The sequence below is a fragment of the Streptomyces sp. NPDC102441 genome (assembly GCF_044765585.1).
Classification (GTDB): domain Bacteria; phylum Actinomycetota; class Actinomycetes; order Streptomycetales; family Streptomycetaceae; genus Streptomyces.
Map to the genome: position 1 here is coordinate 1 of NZ_JBIWKH010000025.1, position 19,130 is coordinate 19,130.

The window sequence follows — 19,130 nt, forward strand, 5'->3', positions numbered from 1 at the left end:
CGCAGTCGTTCGGCGAAGACGGGGGAGGTGTCCAGGAGTTCCAGTGCCATCCCGGGCCACTGCGAACCCTGACCCGGGAAAACGAACACCCGCTTCCCGAAGTGATCCGCGACTCCCTCGACCGCCCCCGGTGCGGAGCGTCCGTCGGCGGTCGCGGTCAGCGAGGCGGCAAGTTCGGCCCGGTCCCGTCCGACCACCACGGCGCGGTGGTCGAAGACGGTCCGCGAGACGGCCAGTGAGTGGCCGATGTCGGCGAGCGGGATGCCGTCCGCCAGCAGGGGCAGCAGCCGGGCGGCCTGCTCACGCAGCGCCGGTTCGCTCTTCGCGGAGAAGACCAGCGGCAGCGGCAGGGGCTCCGCCGCCCCAACGGCCGGCACGGCCGCGTCGACGGTCCCGGTGATCACATCGGCATCAGGCGCCTGCTCCAGGATCACATGCGCGTTCGTCCCGCTGATCCCGAAGGAGGACACGCCCGCGCGGCGCGGCCGGTCGGTCTCCGGCCACGGCTGCTGCTCGGTCAGCAGCTCCACGGCTCCGGCCGACCAGTCCACGTGCGGCGATGGGGCGTCGACGTGGAGGGTGCGCGGCAGGACGCCGTGACGCATCGCCATGACCATCTTGATCACACCGGCGACACCGGCCGCGGACTGGGTGTGTCCGATGTTGGACTTCACCGAGCCGAGCCAGAGGGGGCGGTCGGTGGGGCGGTTCTGTCCGTAGGTGGCCAGCAGCGCCTGTGCTTCGATCGGGTCGCCCAGCCGGGTGCCCGTCCCGTGTGCCTCCACCGCGTCCACAGCGTCTGCCGTCAGACCCGCACTCGCCAGGGCGGCCTTGATCGCCTTCTGTTGAGCCGAACCGCTCGGCGCGGTGAGCCCGTTGCTGGCGCCGTCCTGGTTGATGGCGGAGCCCCGTACCACGGCCAGCACCTGGTGACCCTTGCGGCGGGCCTCCGAGAGCCGCTCCACCAGCAGGACGCCGACACCCTCCGACCAGCCGGTGCCATCGGCCGCCTCGGAGAACGACTTGCAGCGGCCATCCGCCGACAGGGCACGCTGGCGGGTGAGTTCGACGAAGATGCCCGGCGTCGACATGATGGTCACACCACCGGCCACGGCCATCGTGCACTCGCCCAGCCGGATCGACTGGCAGGCCATGTGCAGGGCCACCAGCGACGCGGAGCAGGCCGTGTCCACGGTCACCGCGGGGCCTTCCAGCCCGAAGGTGTAGGCGACCCGGCCGGAGGCGACGCTGGGCGTGCTGCCGGTCATGAGGTAGCCCTCGGTGGCCTGGGTGCCCTCGTCGAGACGGGGGCCGTAATCGTGGAAGGTGGCGCCGACGAACACACCGGTCCGGCTCCCCGCGAGGGATTTCGGGTCGATGCCGGCCCGCTCGAAGACCTCCCAGGACGCCTCCAGGAACAGGCGCTGCTGCGGGTCCATGGCCAGCGCCTCGCGGGGGTTGATACCGAAGAACTCGGCGTCGAAACCGGTGGCGTCGAGGAATCCGCCCTCCCGGACGTAGTGCTTGCCGGGCGCGTTGCCCTCCGGGTCGTAGAGGCCCTCCACATCCCAGCCCCGGTCGGTGGGGAACGCGCCGATGACGTCGCTGCCGTCGGCAAGGGTCTGCCACAGCTGCTCGGGGGCATCGATACCACCGGGGAAGCGGCAGCTCATGGACACGATCACGATGGGGTCGTCCTCGGCGGACTCCCCGGCGATGTCCGTGACCTCGGCCGGCAAGGCCTCGTCCAGGGCCTCCTCCGGGGCCGGAACCCCGAGCGCCTCGCCGCACAGATGGCGGATGACGGCGTCCGGCGTCGGGTGGTCGTAGACCACCGTGGTCGGCAGCTGGAGTCCGGTGGCTTCCGCGAGGCGATCGCGGAGCTCGACGACCATCAGGGAGTCGAAGCCGAGGTCCCTGAAGCTACGGGACGTGTCGATGCCCGCCGGGGAGCCGTGCTCCAGCACGAGGGCCACGTCGGTGCGGACCAGCTCCGTCACCGCGGCGACGGCCTCCTCGTCCGACAGGCCGGCGAACCGTCCGGCAGGTGCGGATGCCGGGGAGATCTGCTGGGAATCCGCAGCAGGGCTCCCGGCCACCGGCACGGGGGCCGGGACGGCAGGGCGCTCGAGCGCGGGCACGAACCCGCGCAGTACGGCCGGTACATCCGCCGCGTCCCGCAGCGCGGTGCGGTCCGGGCGGGCGGCGACCACGAGGGAGGCCGGCACGTGGGGAGCCAGGTCGAGCAGGGCGAGCCCCTCCTCCATGGACAGCGGAAGCAGGCCGTCCGTACCGGACGCGGAACCTTCCCAGGGGCCCCACGCCACGGCCTGGGCCGCTGCGCCCGCCGCCCGGCGCCGCTGTGCCAGCGCATGTGCGAAGGCGCTTACCGCCGCGCCCTCGCCGTCCGCTTCGCCCAGTACCCCGTCGGTCGAGGTGAGCAGCACAAACGCGGACAGGGCGCGGTCGCCGGTCAGTTCGTCGAGGTGGACGGCCGCCGCGATTCGGGCGCGCAGACCGACGCCGTCGCCGTCCGCGACCGCCCCTTCCGCGTCGACTCGGTGCACGACCGCGGTGAGGGGATGGGCCGTGGGGACGGAGGCGAGGAGATCCGACACCGCGTGCCGGTCGGTGAGGTCACAGCCGGTTACGGTGACGTCCGCGCCGAGGGCCCGGACGGAAGCGGCGGCGTCCTCGCTCCAGGTGTCGGCCGTGCCGGCCGGCACGGCCAGCACGAGGTGGCGTACCCGGTGCGCGGCGACGAGATGCCGGGCCAGAGCAGCCACCCGGTGGTCGGCCGCGCCCGTGACCAGGACGCTGCCGCCGGTCTCCCAGACGGGTACGGGCTCTGCCGGGGGAACGGCGCGTACGAGCCGCGGCACCAGGATCCGCCCCGTGCGCAGGGCGAGTTCGGGCTGGTCGCAGGCGAGGGCGAGGGGAAGTTTCTGGAGCGATTCGGTGGCAGGGCCCAGGTCCAGCAGGCCGAGTCGCCCCGGGTGCTCGCGCTGGAGCGAGCGCAGCAGGCCCCGGACGGCGCCCGACACCGGGCCGGGCGCGCCGTCGCCGGGGCCTGTCGCGACGGCGGTCCGCGTGACGAGGACGAGACGTGTCGAGGCGGAGCGCCCGTCCGTGAGCCACCCGCGTACGGCGTCCCCGACGCGTGCGACGGCGGAGGCCGTGGCGTCGGCCAGGCCGGCCCCCGCGGTGTCGTCGGCCGTGTCCGGGCAGGTCAGCAGGACGGTCGCGGGGGCCTCGGAACCGGAGTCAGGGCATTCGAGAAGGCTCCGCAGATCCGCGCAGAGTTCAACTCCGCTGGTCGCGGTGGTCAGCGAGGCGGCCAGCCCGAAGGTGTCGGCCCCGGCCAGTACCACCCGGCCCTGATGGGTCCGGCGGTGTCCGGCGGCGACCGGCTGCCACTCCAGCCGGTACAGCGCGTCCTGCGCCGCCGCCCGGGCGGTACGCATCTGCTGGTCGGTCACGGGACGCAGCGCGAGCGAGGAGAAAGCGGCGACCGGCTTGCCGGCGCCGTCGCTGAAGTCCAGAGAGAAGGTCCGGGGTCCTGCCGGCGTGATGCGCACGCGCAGGGAGGCGGCGCCCACAGCGCGCACCTCGAACTGCGCCCAAGAGGCGGGCTGTTCCCCGTCCCGTGCGACCAGGCTCAGCGCCCGGTCCAGCAGGGACGGGTGCAGTGCGTAGCGGGCCGCGTCCTCGCGCTCCTCCGGCGCGAGCTCGATCTCGGCGTAGAGATCCTCGCCGCTGCTCCACGCCGCGCGTACTCCCTCGGGGGCCTCGCGGACCTCCGCACCGGGCGGCGGCCACGGCATCGAGTCCCGCTCGGCCGGTACTTCGGCGTCGGCGAGGGCGCCGACGGCGTGGCGGGTCCAGGAAGCGCCGGGCGCGCCGTCCTCGGGGGAGGCGTGCACGGTGATCCGGTACAGTCCGTCGTCGTCCCGTGCGGCCACGTCGACCTGGATGTGTACGCCGCCGTCCTGCGGCAGGGCCAGAGGCGCCTCGACCGTCAGATGGGCCACCTTCCGCGCCCCGGCCGCGGCTCCGGCCTGGAGGGCGAGTTCGGTGAAGGCGGAGGGCGAGAGCAGGCCGTTGGCGGACCACTGCGGCGCCGCCGCCGTCAGCCGGCCGGTGAGCATCTGGCCGCCGGTGCCGGCGTGGTCGACGACGGCACCGAGCAGCGGGTGACGCAGCTCGCCGAGGCCTGCCGCACCCACGTCGGCGCGTGTGCGGGCGGCGGGGCGCAGCCAGTGGCGCTCGCGCTGGAAGGCGTACGTGGGCAGCGGGGCACGGCGGACAGGGGTGACCGGGGCGACGATCCGCTCCAAGGCGGGGCCTGCAACGCCGACGGCGTGCAGCTCCGCGACGGCGGCGAGCAGAGTGCGCGGCTCGGGCCGGTTGCGGCGCGCGGCCGGAACCAGGATCGCGCCCTTACCCGTCAGGCACTCGCGGCCCATGGCGGTGAGGACAGCGTCCGGGCCGATCTCCAGGTAGGCGGTCACGCCCTGCTGTTCGAGAGTGCGCATTCCGTCGAGGAAGCGGACCGCCTCCCGGGCGTGCCGCGCCCAGTAGCCCGGGGTGGCGATCTCGTCGGCGCCCACGAGGCCGCCCGTCAGGTTGGAGACGACGGCGATGTGTGGTGCCCGGTAGTCCAGACCCCGCGCGACCTCGCGGAACTCCGCCAGCATCGGTTCCATCAGCGGGGAGTGGAAGGCGTGGCTGACCTGGAGGCGCTTGACCTTGCGTCCCTGAGCGCGCCAGTGCTCGCTCGCGGCCAGCACCGCCTGCGTCTCACCGGCCAGGACCGTCGACAGGGGGCCGTTGGTGGCGGCGACCGCGACCTGCGGCGCCACGCCGAGGGCGGACCGTACCTCTGCCTCGGATGCCTGTACCGAGACCATGGCACCGCCTTCGGGCAGCGCCTGCATCAGCCGGCCGCGAGCTGCGACCAGGCGGGCCGCGTCGGCGAGTGGGAACACGCCCGCCACATGGGCGGCGGCGAGCTCGCCGATGGAGTGGCCGAGGACGACGTCGGGGGCCAGGCCCCAGTGCTCCAGCAGCCGGAAGAGCGCGACCTCGAAGGCGAACAGCGAGGTCTGCGTGTAGACGGTGCGGTCCAGCAGGGCGGCGTCCGCGCCCCCGGCGGTGAGGACGAGGCCGCGCACGGACCGGTCGAGCAGCGGATCGAGGTGTGCGCACACCTCGTCGAAGGCGGCGGCGAACACGGGCTGGCTCTCGTACAGTTCACGGCCCATACCGGCCCGCTGGCTGCCCTGGCCGGTGAAGAGGAACGCCAGCTTGCCGTGCTGCTTCGCGGCGCCTCGGACCAGCTGGGCGGCGGGCCGTCCCTCCGCCAGTTCGGTCAGGGCGGCATCGAGCCCCTCCCGGTCCGCGGCGAGGATCACGGCCCGGTGCTCGAAGTGCGTCCGGGTCAGGGCGAGCGAGTGTGCGAGGTCCGGAAGGGACGGGCCGGGGTGGCCGTCGAGGTGCTCTGACAGCAGGCGGGCCTGGTCACGCAGGGCGGCCTCGGTGTGTCCGGAAACCGGCACGGGAAGCAGCGCGGAAGTGCGGGAATCCTTCGCCTCCGGCTGCGCCTGAGGCTGTGTCCGGGGCCAGCTCGACAGGACGACATGGCAGTTGGTGCCGCCCATGCCGAAGGAACTGACGCCCGCGAAGACGGCCGTACCGGTGCCGTCGTCCAGCGGAAGCGGGGTGTCGTTGACCGCGAGGTTGAGTTCACCCAGGGGAATCCTCGGGTTGGGGGTGGTGAAGTTGAGGCTGCGGACGAGTTCGCCCTCCCGCAGGCACAGCACGGTCTTGATCAGGCCGGCGATCCCGGCGGCACCCTCCAGGTGCCCGATGTTGGTCTTGACCGAGCCCACCCGCAGGGGAGCCCCCACGGGGCGGGATGCACCGAGAACGGCTCCCAGGGCGGCGGCCTCGACGGGGTCGCCGACCGGGGTGCCGGTGCCGTGGAGCTCGACAAAGCGCACGGTGGCAGGGTCGACGTGCGCGTGGCTGTACGCTTGCCGCAGCACGTCCTGCTGGGCCTCGCCGCGCGGCGCGGTGAGGGTGATGCCGCCACCGTCGTTGTTGACCGCGCCACCGAGGATCACCGCATGGACGTGGTCCCCGTCGGCGAGGGCCTGGAGCAGCGGCTTGAGGACGACGACGCCGCCGCCTTCCCCTCGTGCGTAGCCGTTGGCCCGTGCGTCGAAGGTGTAGGCACGGCCGTCGGGAGAGAGCGCGCCGAACGCCTCGCCGAGCGCGAAGCCCTCCGGGATGAGGTTGAGGCTCACACCGCCCGCGAGGGCTATGCCCGCCTGGCCGCGCAGCAGGCTGTCGCACGCTGTCTGTACGGCGACGAGCGAGGAGGACTGGGCCGTGTCGACGACCATGCTGGGACCGCGCAGCCCGAGTGCGTACGAGACGCGGTTGGCGATGATCCCACGGCTGAGCCCCGTGATGCTGGTGTGGTTGACGGCTTCTTCGCCCCGCTCGTGGGCCAGCTTCGCGTAGTCGTCCCAGATCGCGCCGAAGAAGACACCCGTACGGCTGTCCGCCAGCGTGGCGGGGACGATTCCGGCGTTCTCCAGTGCCTCCCAGGCGAGTTCGAGTGCGAGCCGCTGCTGCGGGTCGATGCCCGCCGCCTCGCGTGGGGAGATGCCGAAGAACTCCGGGTCGAAGCGGTCGACCTGGTCCAGATACCCGGCCGGCACACGACGGTCCGCGGCGAGCTCCGCACGGTCCGCGGGCGGCGGGGAGAGCACGTCGCGGCCCTCGCGCAGCAATTGCCAGAACGCTTCCGGAGTCTCTGCGCCGGGAAATCGGCAGGACATTCCGATGACGGCTATGCCATCGACGGGAACCTCCTGCTGATATGCCGTTCCATCCCCCGATTTTATGGGCATGTTCTTCCTTCCGGACATCGTTTGTGCCATTGGATCTGGAATTACTTCGGACCTTCGATTCGGATGCGCCGGAGAAGCGCGGGGCGTCGCTGGGGAACCCCCCGGACGGATTCCGGGGGATTTGAGGGAGGGCTGGGTCACAGGCTCATTCCGCGCAGGGCGTGGCAGCGGGGAATTCAGGCACGCACGGCTCTAGGGGTACGTGTAGAAGCCGCGGCCGGTCTTCTTGCCGAGCAATCCGCATTCGACCATGCGCAGCAGCAGCGGAGGCGGCGCGAAGAGAGGCTCCTTCGTCTCCTCGTACATCGCCTCGGCGATCGCCGCAGTCGTGTCGAGCCCGATGAGGTCGGCGAGCTTGAGTGGTCCCAGAGGGTGCGAACAGCCCAGCTCCATGCCGCTGTCGACCACTTCCGGGGTCGCCACCCCGGTGTCGACCATGCGGATCGCCGAAAGCAGGTACGGGAAGAGCAACGCGTTGACGACGAAGCCGGCCCGGTCGGGCGTGTGGATCACCTTCTTGCCGAGGGAACCGGTGACGAACGCCTCGGCGCGGGTGCTCGTGGCCGGGTCGGTGAGCACCGAATCGATCAGCTCGACCAGCGGCAGCACCGGCACCGGATTGAAGAAGTGGATCCCGATGACCTGCCCGGGGCGTTCCGTCGCTCGGGCCAGCCGGGCGATGGACAGCGACGACGTGTTGGTGGCGAAGATCGCCTCGGGGTCCTCGACGACCTTGTCGAGGGTCGTGAACACCTCGTGCTTGGTCGTCTCGTCCTCACGGACGGACTCGACGACCAGCTGCCGGTCCGAGAGGGCACCGAGATCCGTGGTGAACGTGATCCGCGCGAGGGCCGCGTCCTGCTCCGCCTCAGTGATCTTCCCCTTGGCCAGGCCACGCCCGAGGGAAGCGGTGATCCGGCGTACTCCGGCCGTGGCCGAATCCTGCGACCGGACCGCGATCCGCACGTCGTGGCCTGCCTTGGCGCACAGTTCGGCTATGCCGGAGCCCATCGTTCCGGCGCCCACGACGCCGATCCGGCCGAATTCCGCCCGGCCGGCGCCGGCCTGGGCGAACGTGGCCTCGGCGGTCATGCCGTCACCGCCCAGCGCAGCAGGGTCGTACCCATCGCCATACCTCCGCCGAACCCGGCCATCAGGACCAGATCGCCATCCTTGATCGCACCGGAGCGGTTGGCGTCGTCCAGCGCGACCGGGACGGACGCGCTGCCCACGTTGCCGTAGCGCTCCAGCGTCCGGTGCGTGTGTGCGCCCGTCAGGCCGGTGGAGGCAACCAGATCGCCCAGCATCACGCCGTTGGCCTGGTGCGGGACGAAGTGTTCGACATCGTTCATCCGGAAGCCGGCCCGTTCCACGATTCCGCGCAGCGCCCCGGGGACGTTCTCCGCGACGAAGTCCCGTACGCCGCGCCCGTTCATCTTGAAGTGATGGCCGCCCTCGTCCACCGTCTCGTGGGACGCGGGCCGCCGGCTGCCCCCCGCCTCGACCCGGATCAGCGCGTGCGCGTCGCCCCGCGTGGTCAGCTCGGTGTCGAGGATCCCGTACGGCTCGGGAACCGCGCCCACGACGGCCGCCCCCGCGCCGTCCGCGAAGAGCACGGCGGTGCGGCGGTCGGTGAGGTCGAGGATGCGTGAGTAGGTGTCCGCGGCCACCACGAGGGCGAGGCTGCCGGGCCGCAGTTCGACCAGGCCGCGCGCCATCTCGAGGGCGAAGACGAATCCGCTGCACACGACGTTCACATCGAAGCAGGCGGCTCCGTAGGCCTCCAACTGGTGTTGCACGAGAGCCGAGGTGGGCGGCTGCGGGTAGTCGCCGGTCGAGGTCGACACGATGATGTAGTCGATCCGCTCGGCCGGGATCCCGGTCTGCTCAAGGGCCGCGCGCGCGGCCTTCGTGGCCAGGTCGGACGTGGCCTCGTCCGGTGCCGCGTAACGCCGGGAGGTGATCTGGGTCTTGCGCTCGATCCACTCGGCCGTGACGCCTGCCAGGCGCGCGACCTCTTCGTTGCTGACGATGTCCTTGGGCAGGTATGAGCCGGTGCCCAGGATGCCGACGGCGGTTTTCGCCATGTCCGGTACCTCTTTCGCTTCTTGGCCGCTCAGGCGGCGTACGCCGGTATTCGGGCGTTGTCGACGGCACGGAACGGGTTGAGCCGCTGGGCACCGATGCGGCCGCGCAGCTCGGGGTCGGTGACGCCCAGTCCGGTCTCCGGAGCGAGGGAGAGGACCCCCACCTTGCCGGTGTGCCGGTTGGTCTGGACGAGGCGCGCGGCCTCGCCCACCTCGTCGAGCGGATACACGGCGGAGAGGACCGGCACGAGCCTGCCGAGCTGGAACAGCCGGTTGCACTCCCACTGCTCCTGCAGGTTCGCCGCATGGCTGCCGATGATTCGCTTGAGATTCATCCACAGGTAGCGGTTGTCGAACTGGTGCTGGTAGCCCGTACTGGATCCGCAGGTCACGACGGAGCCGCCGCGGCGGACCACGAACACCGAGATGCCGAAGGTGGCCTGGCCGATGAAGTCGAAGACCACGTGCGGGTCCTCGCCCACCTCCTTGCGGATGATGCGGCCCAGGCGCTTGCCCAGCTCGACCGTCCGCTCGGGGGTCAGCGGGCCGTTTCCGTCCAGGCCGATCTCCGAGCGGTTGATGACGACATCGCATCCGAGGCCGCGGAGCAACTGGGCCTTGGCCTCCGAGCTGACGACGCCGATCGGGATGCCACCGGCGTTCTTGACGAGCTGGACCGCGAAGCCGCCGAGGCCACCGGTGGCGCCCCAGATGAGGACGATGTCGCCCTGCTTGATGCGGGCGCCGCGTTCGCCGACCAGCATCCGGTAGGAGGTCGCGGCTGTCAGCATGGTGCTGGCCGACTCCTCCCAGGTCAGGTGGGTCGGCTTGGCCAGCAGCTGGCTCGCTCGCAGGACCGTGTAGTGCGCCAGCCCGCCGAAGTTGGTCTCGTAGCCCCAGATACGCTGCTCGCTGCCGAGCATGCCGTCGCCATGCGTGGCCGGCTGCTGGTCGTCGACCTGCACACAGCTGGCGACGACGTGGTCGCCGGTCTTCCAGCGGCGTACGCCGGCGCCGACCCGCACGATCACACCGGAGGCGTCGGATCCGAGCACGTGGTACGGCTGGTCGTGGCGGGAGGCCCACCCGCCCTGGCGGCCGAACCGCTCCAGGAAGCCGAAGGTGGACACCGGCTCGCCGGTCGCAGACCAGACGGTGTTGTAGTTGACGGAGCTGGCCATCACCGCGACCAGGACCTCGTCCGGAGCGAGTTCCGGCATCGGGACGTGCCCGATCCTCAGGGATGTGCGCACGTCCTTGTCCTCGACGCCGCGGAGGAGGTCGGCGTCCTCGATCCTCGTATGGACGGCGACATAAGTGCTGGGTACCTTTTCGCGTTCCAACTGATCCGCAGTGGCTCCGCTCAGCACTGCTTCGGCCAAAGAGTCCATGCCAGTCCTTTTGTGATCAGGTTCGCCGTCAGGTATGCAGGGGCCCGGCAGACATTGCTCAGGGCCGCAAGGTTCCGACGCGTCGATTGGCGGAATCCTGACGAATGAAGGAGGCGCCCTTTTCTGTCTGCCGGGCGCGGTGTCCGTATCTCGCGGGAATTACGCTACGGAGTGGGGCGAGCCGTAACCAACCCTTACCTGCCCCTACTTCACCCCTAGTCGGCCGGAAGTCGTCGCCTCGGCCGAGCACCGGGCGAGCGGAAGAAACGCGTGCGGCCGGCCGGAGAACTCCGGCCGGCCGCACGCGGGCGGTGTCAGGCGCGCAGGGCTCCCAGGGCGCGGTCGAGCCGCCGGCCCCCGTCGTCGCCGAGTGCGCCGGCCTCGGCGCGAGCGGCCGCGACCAGTTCGCCGGTGGGCAGGGCGGGCACCTCGTAGGGGGACGGCTCCGTGGTGCACACCACCCACGCGAGGGAGCCCGCCATGCCGGTGCGGCACCAGGCCGTCAGCGATTCGAGTGCGGCCAGGGGGCCTGTGGCCCGTTGGATGTCCGTGACGTCCTCACTGCCCCCGATGCCAGCATCTGCCCACTGCCGGCAGATCACCCAGTACGCTTCCGCCGGCTGCTGTCCCGTTCCGCGCTGCTCCTGCGGGGTGGTGATGCGTTGCTTCATGGCTTCCTCTCCTTGCGAAACGGAATCGGTCGATCTGGACATCGGGTCGGTGTGGATGACGGGAAGGGCGGAGGCCTCGGCTCCGGGGAGCACCGGCCAGCCGTACGTCGCGGCGTGCTCCCGCAGCACGGCGTCTCCTCCCACCACCCGTGGATGGTCCACGAGGCGAAGCAGGTCGAGATCGCTCTCGTGATCCCCGTACGCGAAGCAGTCGGCCGCGCTCAGGCCGAGGCCGGTGATCGCCACGGCCGCTCCGGCAGCCTTCTGCGGCCCGATCATGGGCTGCAGCACCTCGCCCGTGAGCACGCCGTCCGCGTCCGCGGTCAGTTCGGTGCAGAGCACTTGCTGCGCCCCGACCTCCCGGGCGATCGGGTCAAGCACTCCCGCGAAGGATCCGGAGACCAGGACGACGGCGTCACCGGCCGCACGGTGGTCTTCCAACGCCTGACGGACGGCCGGGACAAAGGCTCGCGGTTTCCTCCGGTACTCCCCCCACCAGGCTTTTCCGGCCTCTGTCAGGTGAGCGCGGGAGACGCCCGCGAAGCGGCGGTAGTACTCCCGGTTGATCTCCGACCGGGGGATGCCGGACGCGGCCATGGCCTGCAGCCGGTTGCTGGCGGCACGGAACGCGCAGCCGTCGTCACCGTGCGTCTCGTGCCAGTGACGCAGGAATTCGACCATGGTCTTGGCGCTGATGAGGGTCTCGTCGACGTCGAAGAACGCGGCGTGGCGGAACGTGCCGCGCACTCCCTGGGCGATTGTGTCCAGCATGGGATACCTCTCAGTAAAATACCTTCTGGGTGGTATGTTTTTTGCACATGGGTGTGCCGCAGGAACAGGTGGGCCGTGAACTGGGGGCGGCATGGTGGTCCGTGAACTGGGGGCGGCACACCCCCGGTACGGGACGACGTGGCGTGGCCTATCCGGCGGCGGCGCCCACCACGGCCTCCGCGTACGCGGCCGCGGACGGATCGAACCGCAGCATCGCGTGCCCGGCGGCGGTCCGTACGTCACGCCGGCCGCGGTGCACAGGATCGTCCGCGCACGGCGCGTCCGGACCGCCGGCCGCGGCCAGCCTGTCCGTGGCCGCCACGCACATCTCGACGGCCGCCGCGGAGTCCCGCCTGTTCTCGGCCACCGCAAGTGGGTCGACGTCGGCCGTGTCGGCGCGTCCGGCCACCGCGCCGAGCAGAAGCCGGGCGGCCCGTAGTTCTGCCGAAGCGCGGCCGAGCGCGGTGGCGGCCGCCGGGTGCCGCGCGAACGGGAGCCCGTCGGGCCCGGAGGAGGTCGCGGCCCTCAGCGTCCAGGCGGCCAGCACCCCGTGTGCAGCCCCGACCACGGGCGCGGCGAACATCAGGGCCGCGACGAAGGGAAACGGCACGCTGTGGCAGCGAGCCCCGCCCGAGGCGCCGTCGCAGGTCAGCAGCCGGTCCCGCAGTACCGTCCTGTACTCCGGCACGAAGGCCTCGTCGAGGAGCACGGTGTTGCTGCCCGTGCCTCGCATGCCCGGCGGATCCCAGGTGTCGACCACCGTGCACCCGTCGGCGGGCACCAGGAACAGCCGGGCCTCCCGGCCCCGTGCTCCCGGCGTCCAGGCGGTGGTGAGCACCCAGTCGGCGAAGGACACTCCGCTGACCGTCGGCCAGTCACCCGACAGCAGGTACCCGCCTGGCACCGGCCGGGCCTCGTGCACCGGCTGCGCCACGCCGGCCGCGATCAGCGTGTCCGGCGAGCCGTCCCACAGTTCCCTCCGGGCCGGCTCGGGCAGGTAGGAGGCAAGTCGGCCATGGGCGGCGAAGAGCATGCCGCACCAGGCCGCCGACGCGCAGGACTGGCCCAGTTCCACCACCGCGTCGACCAGGCCGACGAATCCGCCCGCCGCACCGCCGTGCTCCGTGGGTACGAAGTGACGACTGAAGCCGGCCCGGGTCAATTCCCGCACCACGGGGCGCGCGAGTCCGCGCTGCTCGTCCGCCACTGCCGCGTACCGCTGCGCCAAGTCGGCCATCTGCCCCACGGCAGCCCCGAGCCCGGGCCGGACGGCCTCCGCACCGCGGCTCACGCGGGGCCCCGGGACCAGCGCATGCGGGCCGACGCCACGGTCCGGCCGAACTGCACTGCTTCGACCTCCGACTCCCGGCCATCGGCGGCCGTACTCACCGCCGGGCGCCGCGCCACGATCGTGACGGGGGCGGTCAGCTCGCAGTAGGCCGCGAACGTGGTGTGTGCCTCCGCCAGAGCCCAGGGCCCGGGCCCCGCCATCGCCCGCGCCGCCTGTCGGAACGCCTCCAGCAGCAGCATCCCCGGGACGTGGTCGCTGGGGTGGTCGAAGTGGACCGGGTGTGACCGGTCGACGTGCAACTGCCAGGTGCCGACCGCGCTTCCCGCCGGGACGCCGCCCGGGTCCTCGGCGAGGAGCACGTCCGCGACCCGTTCCCGCCCCACCTGTCCGGGCCGCAGAAGGCGCCCCGGTTCACCGGGCTGCGTCCAGGATTCGTGAAGATCGAGGTTCGGCTCCCGCAGCCTCACGTACACAGAGGGGTGGACGGCCCGCCACGACACCTGGCCCACAGCGCAGAGCTGGTCGTGGGCTGTCAGCCGAGCCTCCATCCGCATGCCGGCCCGTAGTGAAGTGCGCTGCACCGTCTGCGTGATGACGACCTCGAGCGTGAGCGGGGCGTCAGCCGTACCGGTGGCTCCGGGTACCGGGACGTCGAGATCGAGCCCGACGAATATGAAGGGGTGGTCCAGTGGCACGGCGTAGAAGCGGTGCGAGACGTAGATGGCGGCCTGCCGCAGCGCCTCGACGAACAGTGTCGGGTCGCTCTCACCTGCCGGGTCCGGGTGGTAGAGCTCGTGACCCGCAGGGCGTCGAACGGACAGGAAGACTCGATCCGCGCCCACTTGGACCGCATCGGTCAGTAGAACTTCGTCCATGGAGGTCTTGTGTACGAGCTCCTGTGGAGCGATCCGCGATAGGGTGCCGTTTCGTTCAGTATGCGTCTTGATGGTTATTGCCGACACGTCAACACTCATGGTCTATCCCCCGATGGACACAACGAGAAAGATGCTCGGATACGCGTCGTCGCAGGAAAGTACTCACGCCCCCCGACTGGCAAAAAAATATACCTTCGGGTAGGTATATTGCAAGGGGCTTAGGGCACACCCCGGCTACCCGGCCGCCGTATCCAGCTCCCATCCCAGCACAATCAGGCGCCGGAAGACTGGACTCTGCAGATGAACCACATGCCGCTCGCCCGTACGACGGGGGACAGCCGCGCACCGAAGCAGGACCGCGCGGTCCGCACGCGGCTCCAAGTGCTGTACACGGCCGCCGAGATGTTCGCGGAGCTCGGCTACGCCGGCACGTCGGTCACCGGTATCGCCGAGCGGGTCGGCATGACCAAGGGGGCCGTCTACTTCCACTACAAGAACAAGGAAGCCATGGCCACGGAGGTGGTCGAGGCGACGTACCAGCAGTGGGTGGCACTGGAGACGGAGGTCCACGAAGCGGACCTCGATCCCCACGACACCATCTACGCCCTTCTCGACCGCACGGCCGAATCGTTTCACGGCAACCCCATCGTGCAGGCCGGCTCCCGCCTCCAGGCGGAACGCTCCCTGATCGGCGCACCGCTGCCCGAGCCCTATGTGGGCTGGGCCGTGCGCCTGACCGAGCTCTTCACCCAGGCGCACACGGCGGGCCAGCTCAAGCAGGACCTGTCGCCGGACGCCGCGGCGCGGGTGGTCGTCGCGTGCATGTTCGGCATGCAGCACGTTTCGGATGTCCTGACCCGCCGAGAGGACGTGATGGACCGCTGGCGGGAAGTCCGGGGGACGGTGCTGCGGGCGATCCTGCCGACGCGTTGACACCGGCGGTGACGATCCGTTGTGAGCCCAATGGTGCAGGGCGCCGGAGCCGGCCCGTGCACCTGGCCGTACGCGCCTTCGAGGACGGTGGCCTCGGTCACGGCCGCTCCCGGTTCCGTCGTCGGCCGGTCGGCAGGGGCGTGGGCTCGACGCCGGGGATCACGGTGCTGGTGAGCGTGCCGATGCCCTCGACGGTCAGACTGACGGTGTCGCCCGGCTGCAAAGGGGCCGGGGTCTGCTTCCCGCGCAGACCCCAGAGCTCGGCGAGGCAGCCGCCGTTGCCGCACGTTCCCGATCCGAGGACGTCGCCCGGTACGACGCGCGTGCCGCGCGAGGCGTAGGCGGTCATCTCCTCGAACGTCCAGCTCATGTTGGACAGGAGGTCCTCGCCGACGGTCTCCCGGTTGATCCGGGCAGTGAGCGCGAGGCGCAGGAATCCCTCGGGGTCGCGGTAGGGCTCCAGCTCGTCCGCGGTGACCAGGTAGGGGCCGAGGGTCGTCGCGGTGTCCTTGCCCTTGCAGGGGCCGAGCCCGACCTTCATCTCGGCCGCCTGGAGGTCGCGTGCGGACCAGTCGTTGAAGACGGTGTAGCCGACTATGTGGTCGCGGGCGCGTTCCGGGGTGAGATCACGGCCTTCGCGGCCGATGACGGCGCCCACCTCGAGTTCGAAGTCCAGGGCGGTCGATCCGGGTGGCACGGGCACGCCCTGGTCAGGGCCGTAGACCGCATGGGGGTTGGTGAAGTAGAAGGTCGGCGCCTCGTACCACTGCTCAGGTACCCCTGCGACGCCGTCGACCTCGCGGCGCACGCCTTCGACGTGTTCCTCGAAAGTGACGAAGTCACGTATGGAGGACGGCTGGAGAGGCGGGAGCAGACGCACCTGGGAGACGTGGGGCCCAGGTGGCACATCAAGTGCGGCGGCTCCTGCGGCGAGCAGACCCGGCAACCCGTCGGTCTCCGTCAGGAGCGTGGTGAGGGAGGAGACGCCTGGCAGGGGAAAGAGCATGCCGTCCTCCTCCACGACGGCAACGCGGTGGCGGTGCTGATGTTCGTAAGCGGCAAGACGCATGGGCATGGCTCCAGGACGGGAGTGGGGCGAATCAGACGGGTGGTGCGACGAACACGCCGCGGTCGGGGTCGTTGAAGGACTCCTTGGCGACGATCTCGTTCATCGCGTTGGCTGTGCCCCACTGGTCGGTGACTTCGGGCTGGGAGAAGTCGTAGACGTGCGGGTGCCAGGTGTCCTCGTCGAGCTCCTCCAGCTCGGTCGTGTACTCGACGGTGTTGCCGTGCGGGTCGAGGAAGTACGTGAAGGTGTTGTCGCCCGCCATGTGCCTTCCGGGCCCCCAGATCTTGCGGAAGCCGGCCCGCATGACCCGGCCGGAGCCGCGCATGTACTCGTCGATGCCGCGCATCTCGAAGGAGACGTGGTGCAGGGCGGTGTGGGGGCCCTGGGCGATGGCCATGGAGTGGTGCTGGTTGCTGATCCGCATGAAGTGCATGACCTCGCCCATGTGCGGGGAGGAGAGCGTGTCGGAGAGGGCGAAGCCGAGGTGGCGCTCGTACCACTCGCGTGTGCGGTTCAGGTCGGGGGAGTTGAGGACGACGTGGGAGAGCTTGACCGGGATGGCCTCCTTCTCCTCGATCTTCCTGTGCTGGCGGACCTCGACGTCGGCGGAGACCTCGATGGTGCGGCCGTCGACGTCGAAGAAGCGGAAGCCGTAGCCGCCGCCCGGGGTGTCCACGCTGCCGGGCTGCGAGATCAGCTGCACGCCGCCGGCGAGGAGCCGTTCGGCGAGGGTGTCCACGTCGGCCGGGTTCGCGGCGCCGTAGGAGACGAGGTCGAGCCGCTTCTCCTCGGCCTTGCGCAGCCGTACGACGTACTGCTCGGGGGAGCCCTCGGCGGCCAGGAAGGAGATTCCGGAGTCCTCGGTGACCTTGGTGAGGCCCCAGACACCGGCGTAGAAGTCGAGCTGCTTGTCGTAGTCGGGCACGGCCAGGTCGACGTGACGCAGATGGGTGAGCAGGCGTGCGCTCATGGTGGGTTCCTCCTCAGGCGAGGGTGAGGTTGAGCAGGGTTGAGGCGTTCCGGCCGCGTACGGCGTCGAGATCGGCCTCGGACAGTCGGGATGCGTGCAAAGCGGCGACCGGGTCTTCGGTCCCCATGTCGAAGGGGAAGTCCGAGCCGAGCAGCACACGGTCCGCCCCGGCGGCCCGGATCAGCTCCCGCAGGACGTGCGGGTCGTGGACGAGCGAGTCGAAGTAGAGCTGTTTGAGGTAGCTGCTCGGCAGGTGGGCGCAGCCGGCGCGCGCGTCGGAGCGGGCGGACCAGGCGTGGTCGGAGCGGCCGATGTGGGTGGGCAGGTAGCCTCCGCCGTGGGCGGCGATCAGCTTCAGGCCGGGGTGGCGGTCGAGCACACCGGAGAAGATGAGGTGGGAGAGCGCCACGGCGTTCTCGGTGGGCTGGCCGACCGTGTTGGACAGGTACCACCGGTCCAGACGCTCGTCGAGCGTGCATCCGAAGGGGTGCAGGAAGAGCACCGCTCCGCTTTCCTCCGCGCGGGACCAGAGGGGCTCGTACGCGGGGTCGGACAGTTCGCGGCCCGGTGCGTGGCTGGAGATCTCCGCGCCCAGAAGCCCGTGCCCCAGCGCGTCGTCAAGGGCTTCGACAGCCATGTCCGGGTGTTGGAGTGGTACGAGTCCGAGCCCGCGCAGCCTCTTCGGGGCTGCCGCGCAGTGTGCCGCGGTGGCCTCGTTGGCCAGCCGGTACACCTTCTCGGCTGTCTTCTCGTCCGCCCAGTAGTGGTAGTGCGAGGGGGACGGGCTGACCAGCTGTATGTCGACGCCCTGCTGGTCCATCGCCGCGAGGCGCACAGCGACGTCAGTCAGTTTCGGGATGCGCTCACCCACCATGGGCCCGCTGATCGCGAGAGCCTCGGCGCCGTTACGTCGGGCGTCCAGAGCTTTTGCCACATCGTGGCCGGGCAGGCCGGCTACGAGTGCCTCGATCTCGGGAAGCAGGACGTGCGCGTGTACGTCTACGGTCAGGCAGGTCACGGCAGCTCCCGGAGCATGGTCATGGTGCGGCCCATCAGGCCGGGCACGTCGGCGTCACGTACGCCGTCGAGCTGCCACTGCCCGATCTGTACGGAGGCTTCCACGACCGGCCGGACCCTTGCGATCCGTCGCTCGTAGTAGGCCTGGAACAGGGCGTCGTCCCAGGTGTCGGAGCCGGTCAGCATCTGCGCCAGCACCCAGGCGTCCTCCAGGGACAGGGCGGCGCCCTGCGCGAGGGTGGGCGGGCAGCAGTGGGCGGCGTCGCCGACGAGGACCACGCGGCCGCGGTGCCAGGATCCCTCGACCAGCATGCGGTCGAACCAGGTGTAGTTGACCTGCGCGGGGTCGGTGATGTGCGCGGTGATCTCCGGCCAGTTGCCGCCGTAGGCGGAGGCCAGGCGGCGCATCTCGTCGGCGTACGACTCGGGCGGGATGGTGGCGCGGTCGCGGTTGGCCTCGACGACGTACGCGTAGAGGGTGGCGTCGCTGGTGGGGCAGTAACCGGCGATGAAAGCAGGGCCCCCATAGGCGAGGTCGGTGCGGGACACCCCGGCCGGGCGGGGGGCGGCGACGCGCCAGATGGCCATGCCGGTCGGCTCGGGCTTCGCCGTGATGCCGATGGCGGCCCGGGTCGTGGAGCCGAGGCCGTCGGCAGCGATCACCAGGTCGTAGCGGCCTTCGGAGCCGTCGCTGAAGCGGACGGAGACGCCGTCGGCGTCCTGCTCCAGAACTGCGGCGGTGATTCCCAGACGGACGGAGGCGCCGCTGGCGCGTACGGCCTCGATCAGGATGCGCTGGAGCTGGGGCCGCTGCATGCCGACGGCGGCGGGGAGGTCGTCGCCACCGCTGCGGATGTCGTTCTGCGCGTGGAGGACGGTCCCGTCGGGGGCGGTGATGCCGACCGACCCGAAGCCGAAGCCGGAGGCCTCGACCTGCTCCCACACGCCCAGCTCGCGCAGCACGCGCAGGGCGTTGCCTTGCAGGGTGATGCCTGAGCCGGCGGTGGCGTTCCAGTCGCCCTTGGCCTCGATCAGGTTCACGTCGATACCGGCGCGACGCAGCAGGAGGGTCACGGCGTTCCCGGCCGCGCCGCCACCGATCACCAGGACCGTACGAGCTTCATTCATGGGAGAA

The 19,130-nt window shown here is 70.9% G+C and carries 12 protein-coding genes; 1 reads left to right on the forward strand and 11 read right to left on the reverse strand.

Translation table 11 applies throughout. The annotated features are described in order from the left end of the window. The 7 genes from ACIREO_RS37450 to ACIREO_RS37480 all read right to left on the reverse strand — a co-directional run. Positions 1-6,920 (reverse strand): beta-ketoacyl synthase N-terminal-like domain-containing protein (locus tag ACIREO_RS37450; protein WP_404118917.1); only part of this gene is annotated, 6,920 nt, incomplete at its 3' end. A gap of 192 nt (positions 6,921-7,112) precedes the next feature. Then, positions 7,113-8,012 carry a 3-hydroxybutyryl-CoA dehydrogenase gene (locus ACIREO_RS37455; protein ID WP_404118920.1) on the reverse strand — a complete coding sequence of 300 codons (900 nt, stop codon included), beginning with the start codon at positions 8,010-8,012 and terminating at the stop codon, positions 7,113-7,115. After that, the gene (locus ACIREO_RS37460) at positions 8,009-9,007 is read right to left on the reverse strand and encodes a 3-oxoacyl-ACP synthase III family protein (protein WP_404118923.1); all 999 of its coding nucleotides are present in this window, start codon (positions 9,005-9,007) and stop codon (positions 8,009-8,011) included. The genes ACIREO_RS37455 and ACIREO_RS37460 overlap by 4 nt, the downstream gene beginning before the upstream one ends. A gap of 29 nt (positions 9,008-9,036) precedes the next feature. Next, on the reverse strand, positions 9,037-10,398 hold the full coding sequence (gene ccrA / locus ACIREO_RS37465) for a crotonyl-CoA carboxylase/reductase (protein WP_404118925.1): 1,362 nt from the start codon (positions 10,396-10,398) through the stop codon (positions 9,037-9,039). Positions 10,399-10,712: 314 nt separating this feature from the next. Next, a complete protein-coding gene (locus ACIREO_RS37470; protein ID WP_404118928.1) occupies positions 10,713-11,840 on the reverse strand; it encodes an HAD family hydrolase in 1,128 nt (375 codons plus the stop codon). Positions 11,841-11,988: 148 nt separating this feature from the next. Then, on the reverse strand, positions 11,989-13,077 hold the full coding sequence (locus tag ACIREO_RS37475) for an acyl-CoA dehydrogenase family protein (protein ID WP_404118931.1): 1,089 nt from the start codon (positions 13,075-13,077) through the stop codon (positions 11,989-11,991). A gap of 50 nt (positions 13,078-13,127) precedes the next feature. Further along, positions 13,128-14,105: a ScbA/BarX family gamma-butyrolactone biosynthesis protein gene (locus ACIREO_RS37480; protein ID WP_404118933.1), complete on the reverse strand. Its 978-nt coding sequence runs from the start codon at positions 14,103-14,105 to the stop codon at positions 13,128-13,130. 201 nt (positions 14,106-14,306) lie between these two features. Between ACIREO_RS37480 and ACIREO_RS37485 the strand changes: the two genes are divergently transcribed. Further along, positions 14,307-14,939 (forward strand): ScbR family autoregulator-binding transcription factor, encoded by a 633-nt coding sequence (locus tag ACIREO_RS37485; protein WP_404118935.1) that lies wholly within the window; start codon positions 14,307-14,309, stop codon positions 14,937-14,939. Positions 14,940-15,036: 97 nt separating this feature from the next. Here the strand turns inward: ACIREO_RS37485 and ACIREO_RS37490 are convergent, their stop codons facing one another. The 4 genes from ACIREO_RS37490 to ACIREO_RS37505 are packed head-to-tail and all read right to left on the reverse strand — an operon-like array spanning position 15,037 to position 19,123. Continuing rightward, complete coding sequence (locus ACIREO_RS37490) at positions 15,037-16,008, reverse strand: fumarylacetoacetate hydrolase family protein (RefSeq protein WP_404118937.1); 972 nt, start codon at positions 16,006-16,008, stop codon at positions 15,037-15,039. A 31-nt stretch (positions 16,009-16,039) separates the two neighbouring features. Continuing rightward, the gene (locus ACIREO_RS37495) at positions 16,040-16,978 is read right to left on the reverse strand and encodes a VOC family protein (RefSeq protein ID WP_404118940.1); all 939 of its coding nucleotides are present in this window, start codon (positions 16,976-16,978) and stop codon (positions 16,040-16,042) included. A gap of 13 nt (positions 16,979-16,991) precedes the next feature. Continuing rightward, the gene (locus ACIREO_RS37500; protein ID WP_404118943.1) at positions 16,992-17,996 is read right to left on the reverse strand and encodes an amidohydrolase family protein; all 1,005 of its coding nucleotides are present in this window, start codon (positions 17,994-17,996) and stop codon (positions 16,992-16,994) included. After that, positions 17,993-19,123, reverse strand: a complete 1,131-nt coding sequence (locus ACIREO_RS37505) for an FAD-dependent oxidoreductase (RefSeq protein WP_404118946.1) — start codon at positions 19,121-19,123, stop codon at positions 17,993-17,995. Before ACIREO_RS37505 ends, ACIREO_RS37500 begins: the two co-directional genes overlap by 4 nt. Positions 19,124-19,130: the final 7 nt, after the last annotated feature.

Bases quoted from the DNA above. Each gene is read 5' to 3' on its own strand.
- ACIREO_RS37455 (WP_404118920.1), bottom strand. From the start codon at position 8,012: ATGACCGCCGAGGCCACGTTCGCCCAGGCCGGCGCCGGCCGGGCGGAA.
- ACIREO_RS37460 (WP_404118923.1), bottom strand. From the start codon at position 9,007: ATGGCGAAAACCGCCGTCGGCATCCTGGGCACCGGCTCATACCTGCCC.
- ccrA (WP_404118925.1), bottom strand. From the start codon at position 10,398: ATGGACTCTTTGGCCGAAGCAGTGCTGAGCGGAGCCACTGCGGATCAG.
- ACIREO_RS37470 (WP_404118928.1), bottom strand. From the start codon at position 11,840: ATGCTGGACACAATCGCCCAGGGAGTGCGCGGCACGTTCCGCCACGCC.
- ACIREO_RS37475 (WP_404118931.1), bottom strand. From the start codon at position 13,077: ATGGCCGACTTGGCGCAGCGGTACGCGGCAGTGGCGGACGAGCAGCGC.
- ACIREO_RS37480 (WP_404118933.1), bottom strand. From the start codon at position 14,105: ATGAGTGTTGACGTGTCGGCAATAACCATCAAGACGCATACTGAACGA.
- ACIREO_RS37485 (WP_404118935.1), top strand. From the start codon at position 14,307: ATGAACCACATGCCGCTCGCCCGTACGACGGGGGACAGCCGCGCACCG.
- ACIREO_RS37490 (WP_404118937.1), bottom strand. From the start codon at position 16,008: ATGCGTCTTGCCGCTTACGAACATCAGCACCGCCACCGCGTTGCCGTC.
- ACIREO_RS37495 (WP_404118940.1), bottom strand. From the start codon at position 16,978: ATGAGCGCACGCCTGCTCACCCATCTGCGTCACGTCGACCTGGCCGTG.
- ACIREO_RS37505 (WP_404118946.1), bottom strand. From the start codon at position 19,123: ATGAATGAAGCTCGTACGGTCCTGGTGATCGGTGGCGGCGCGGCCGGG.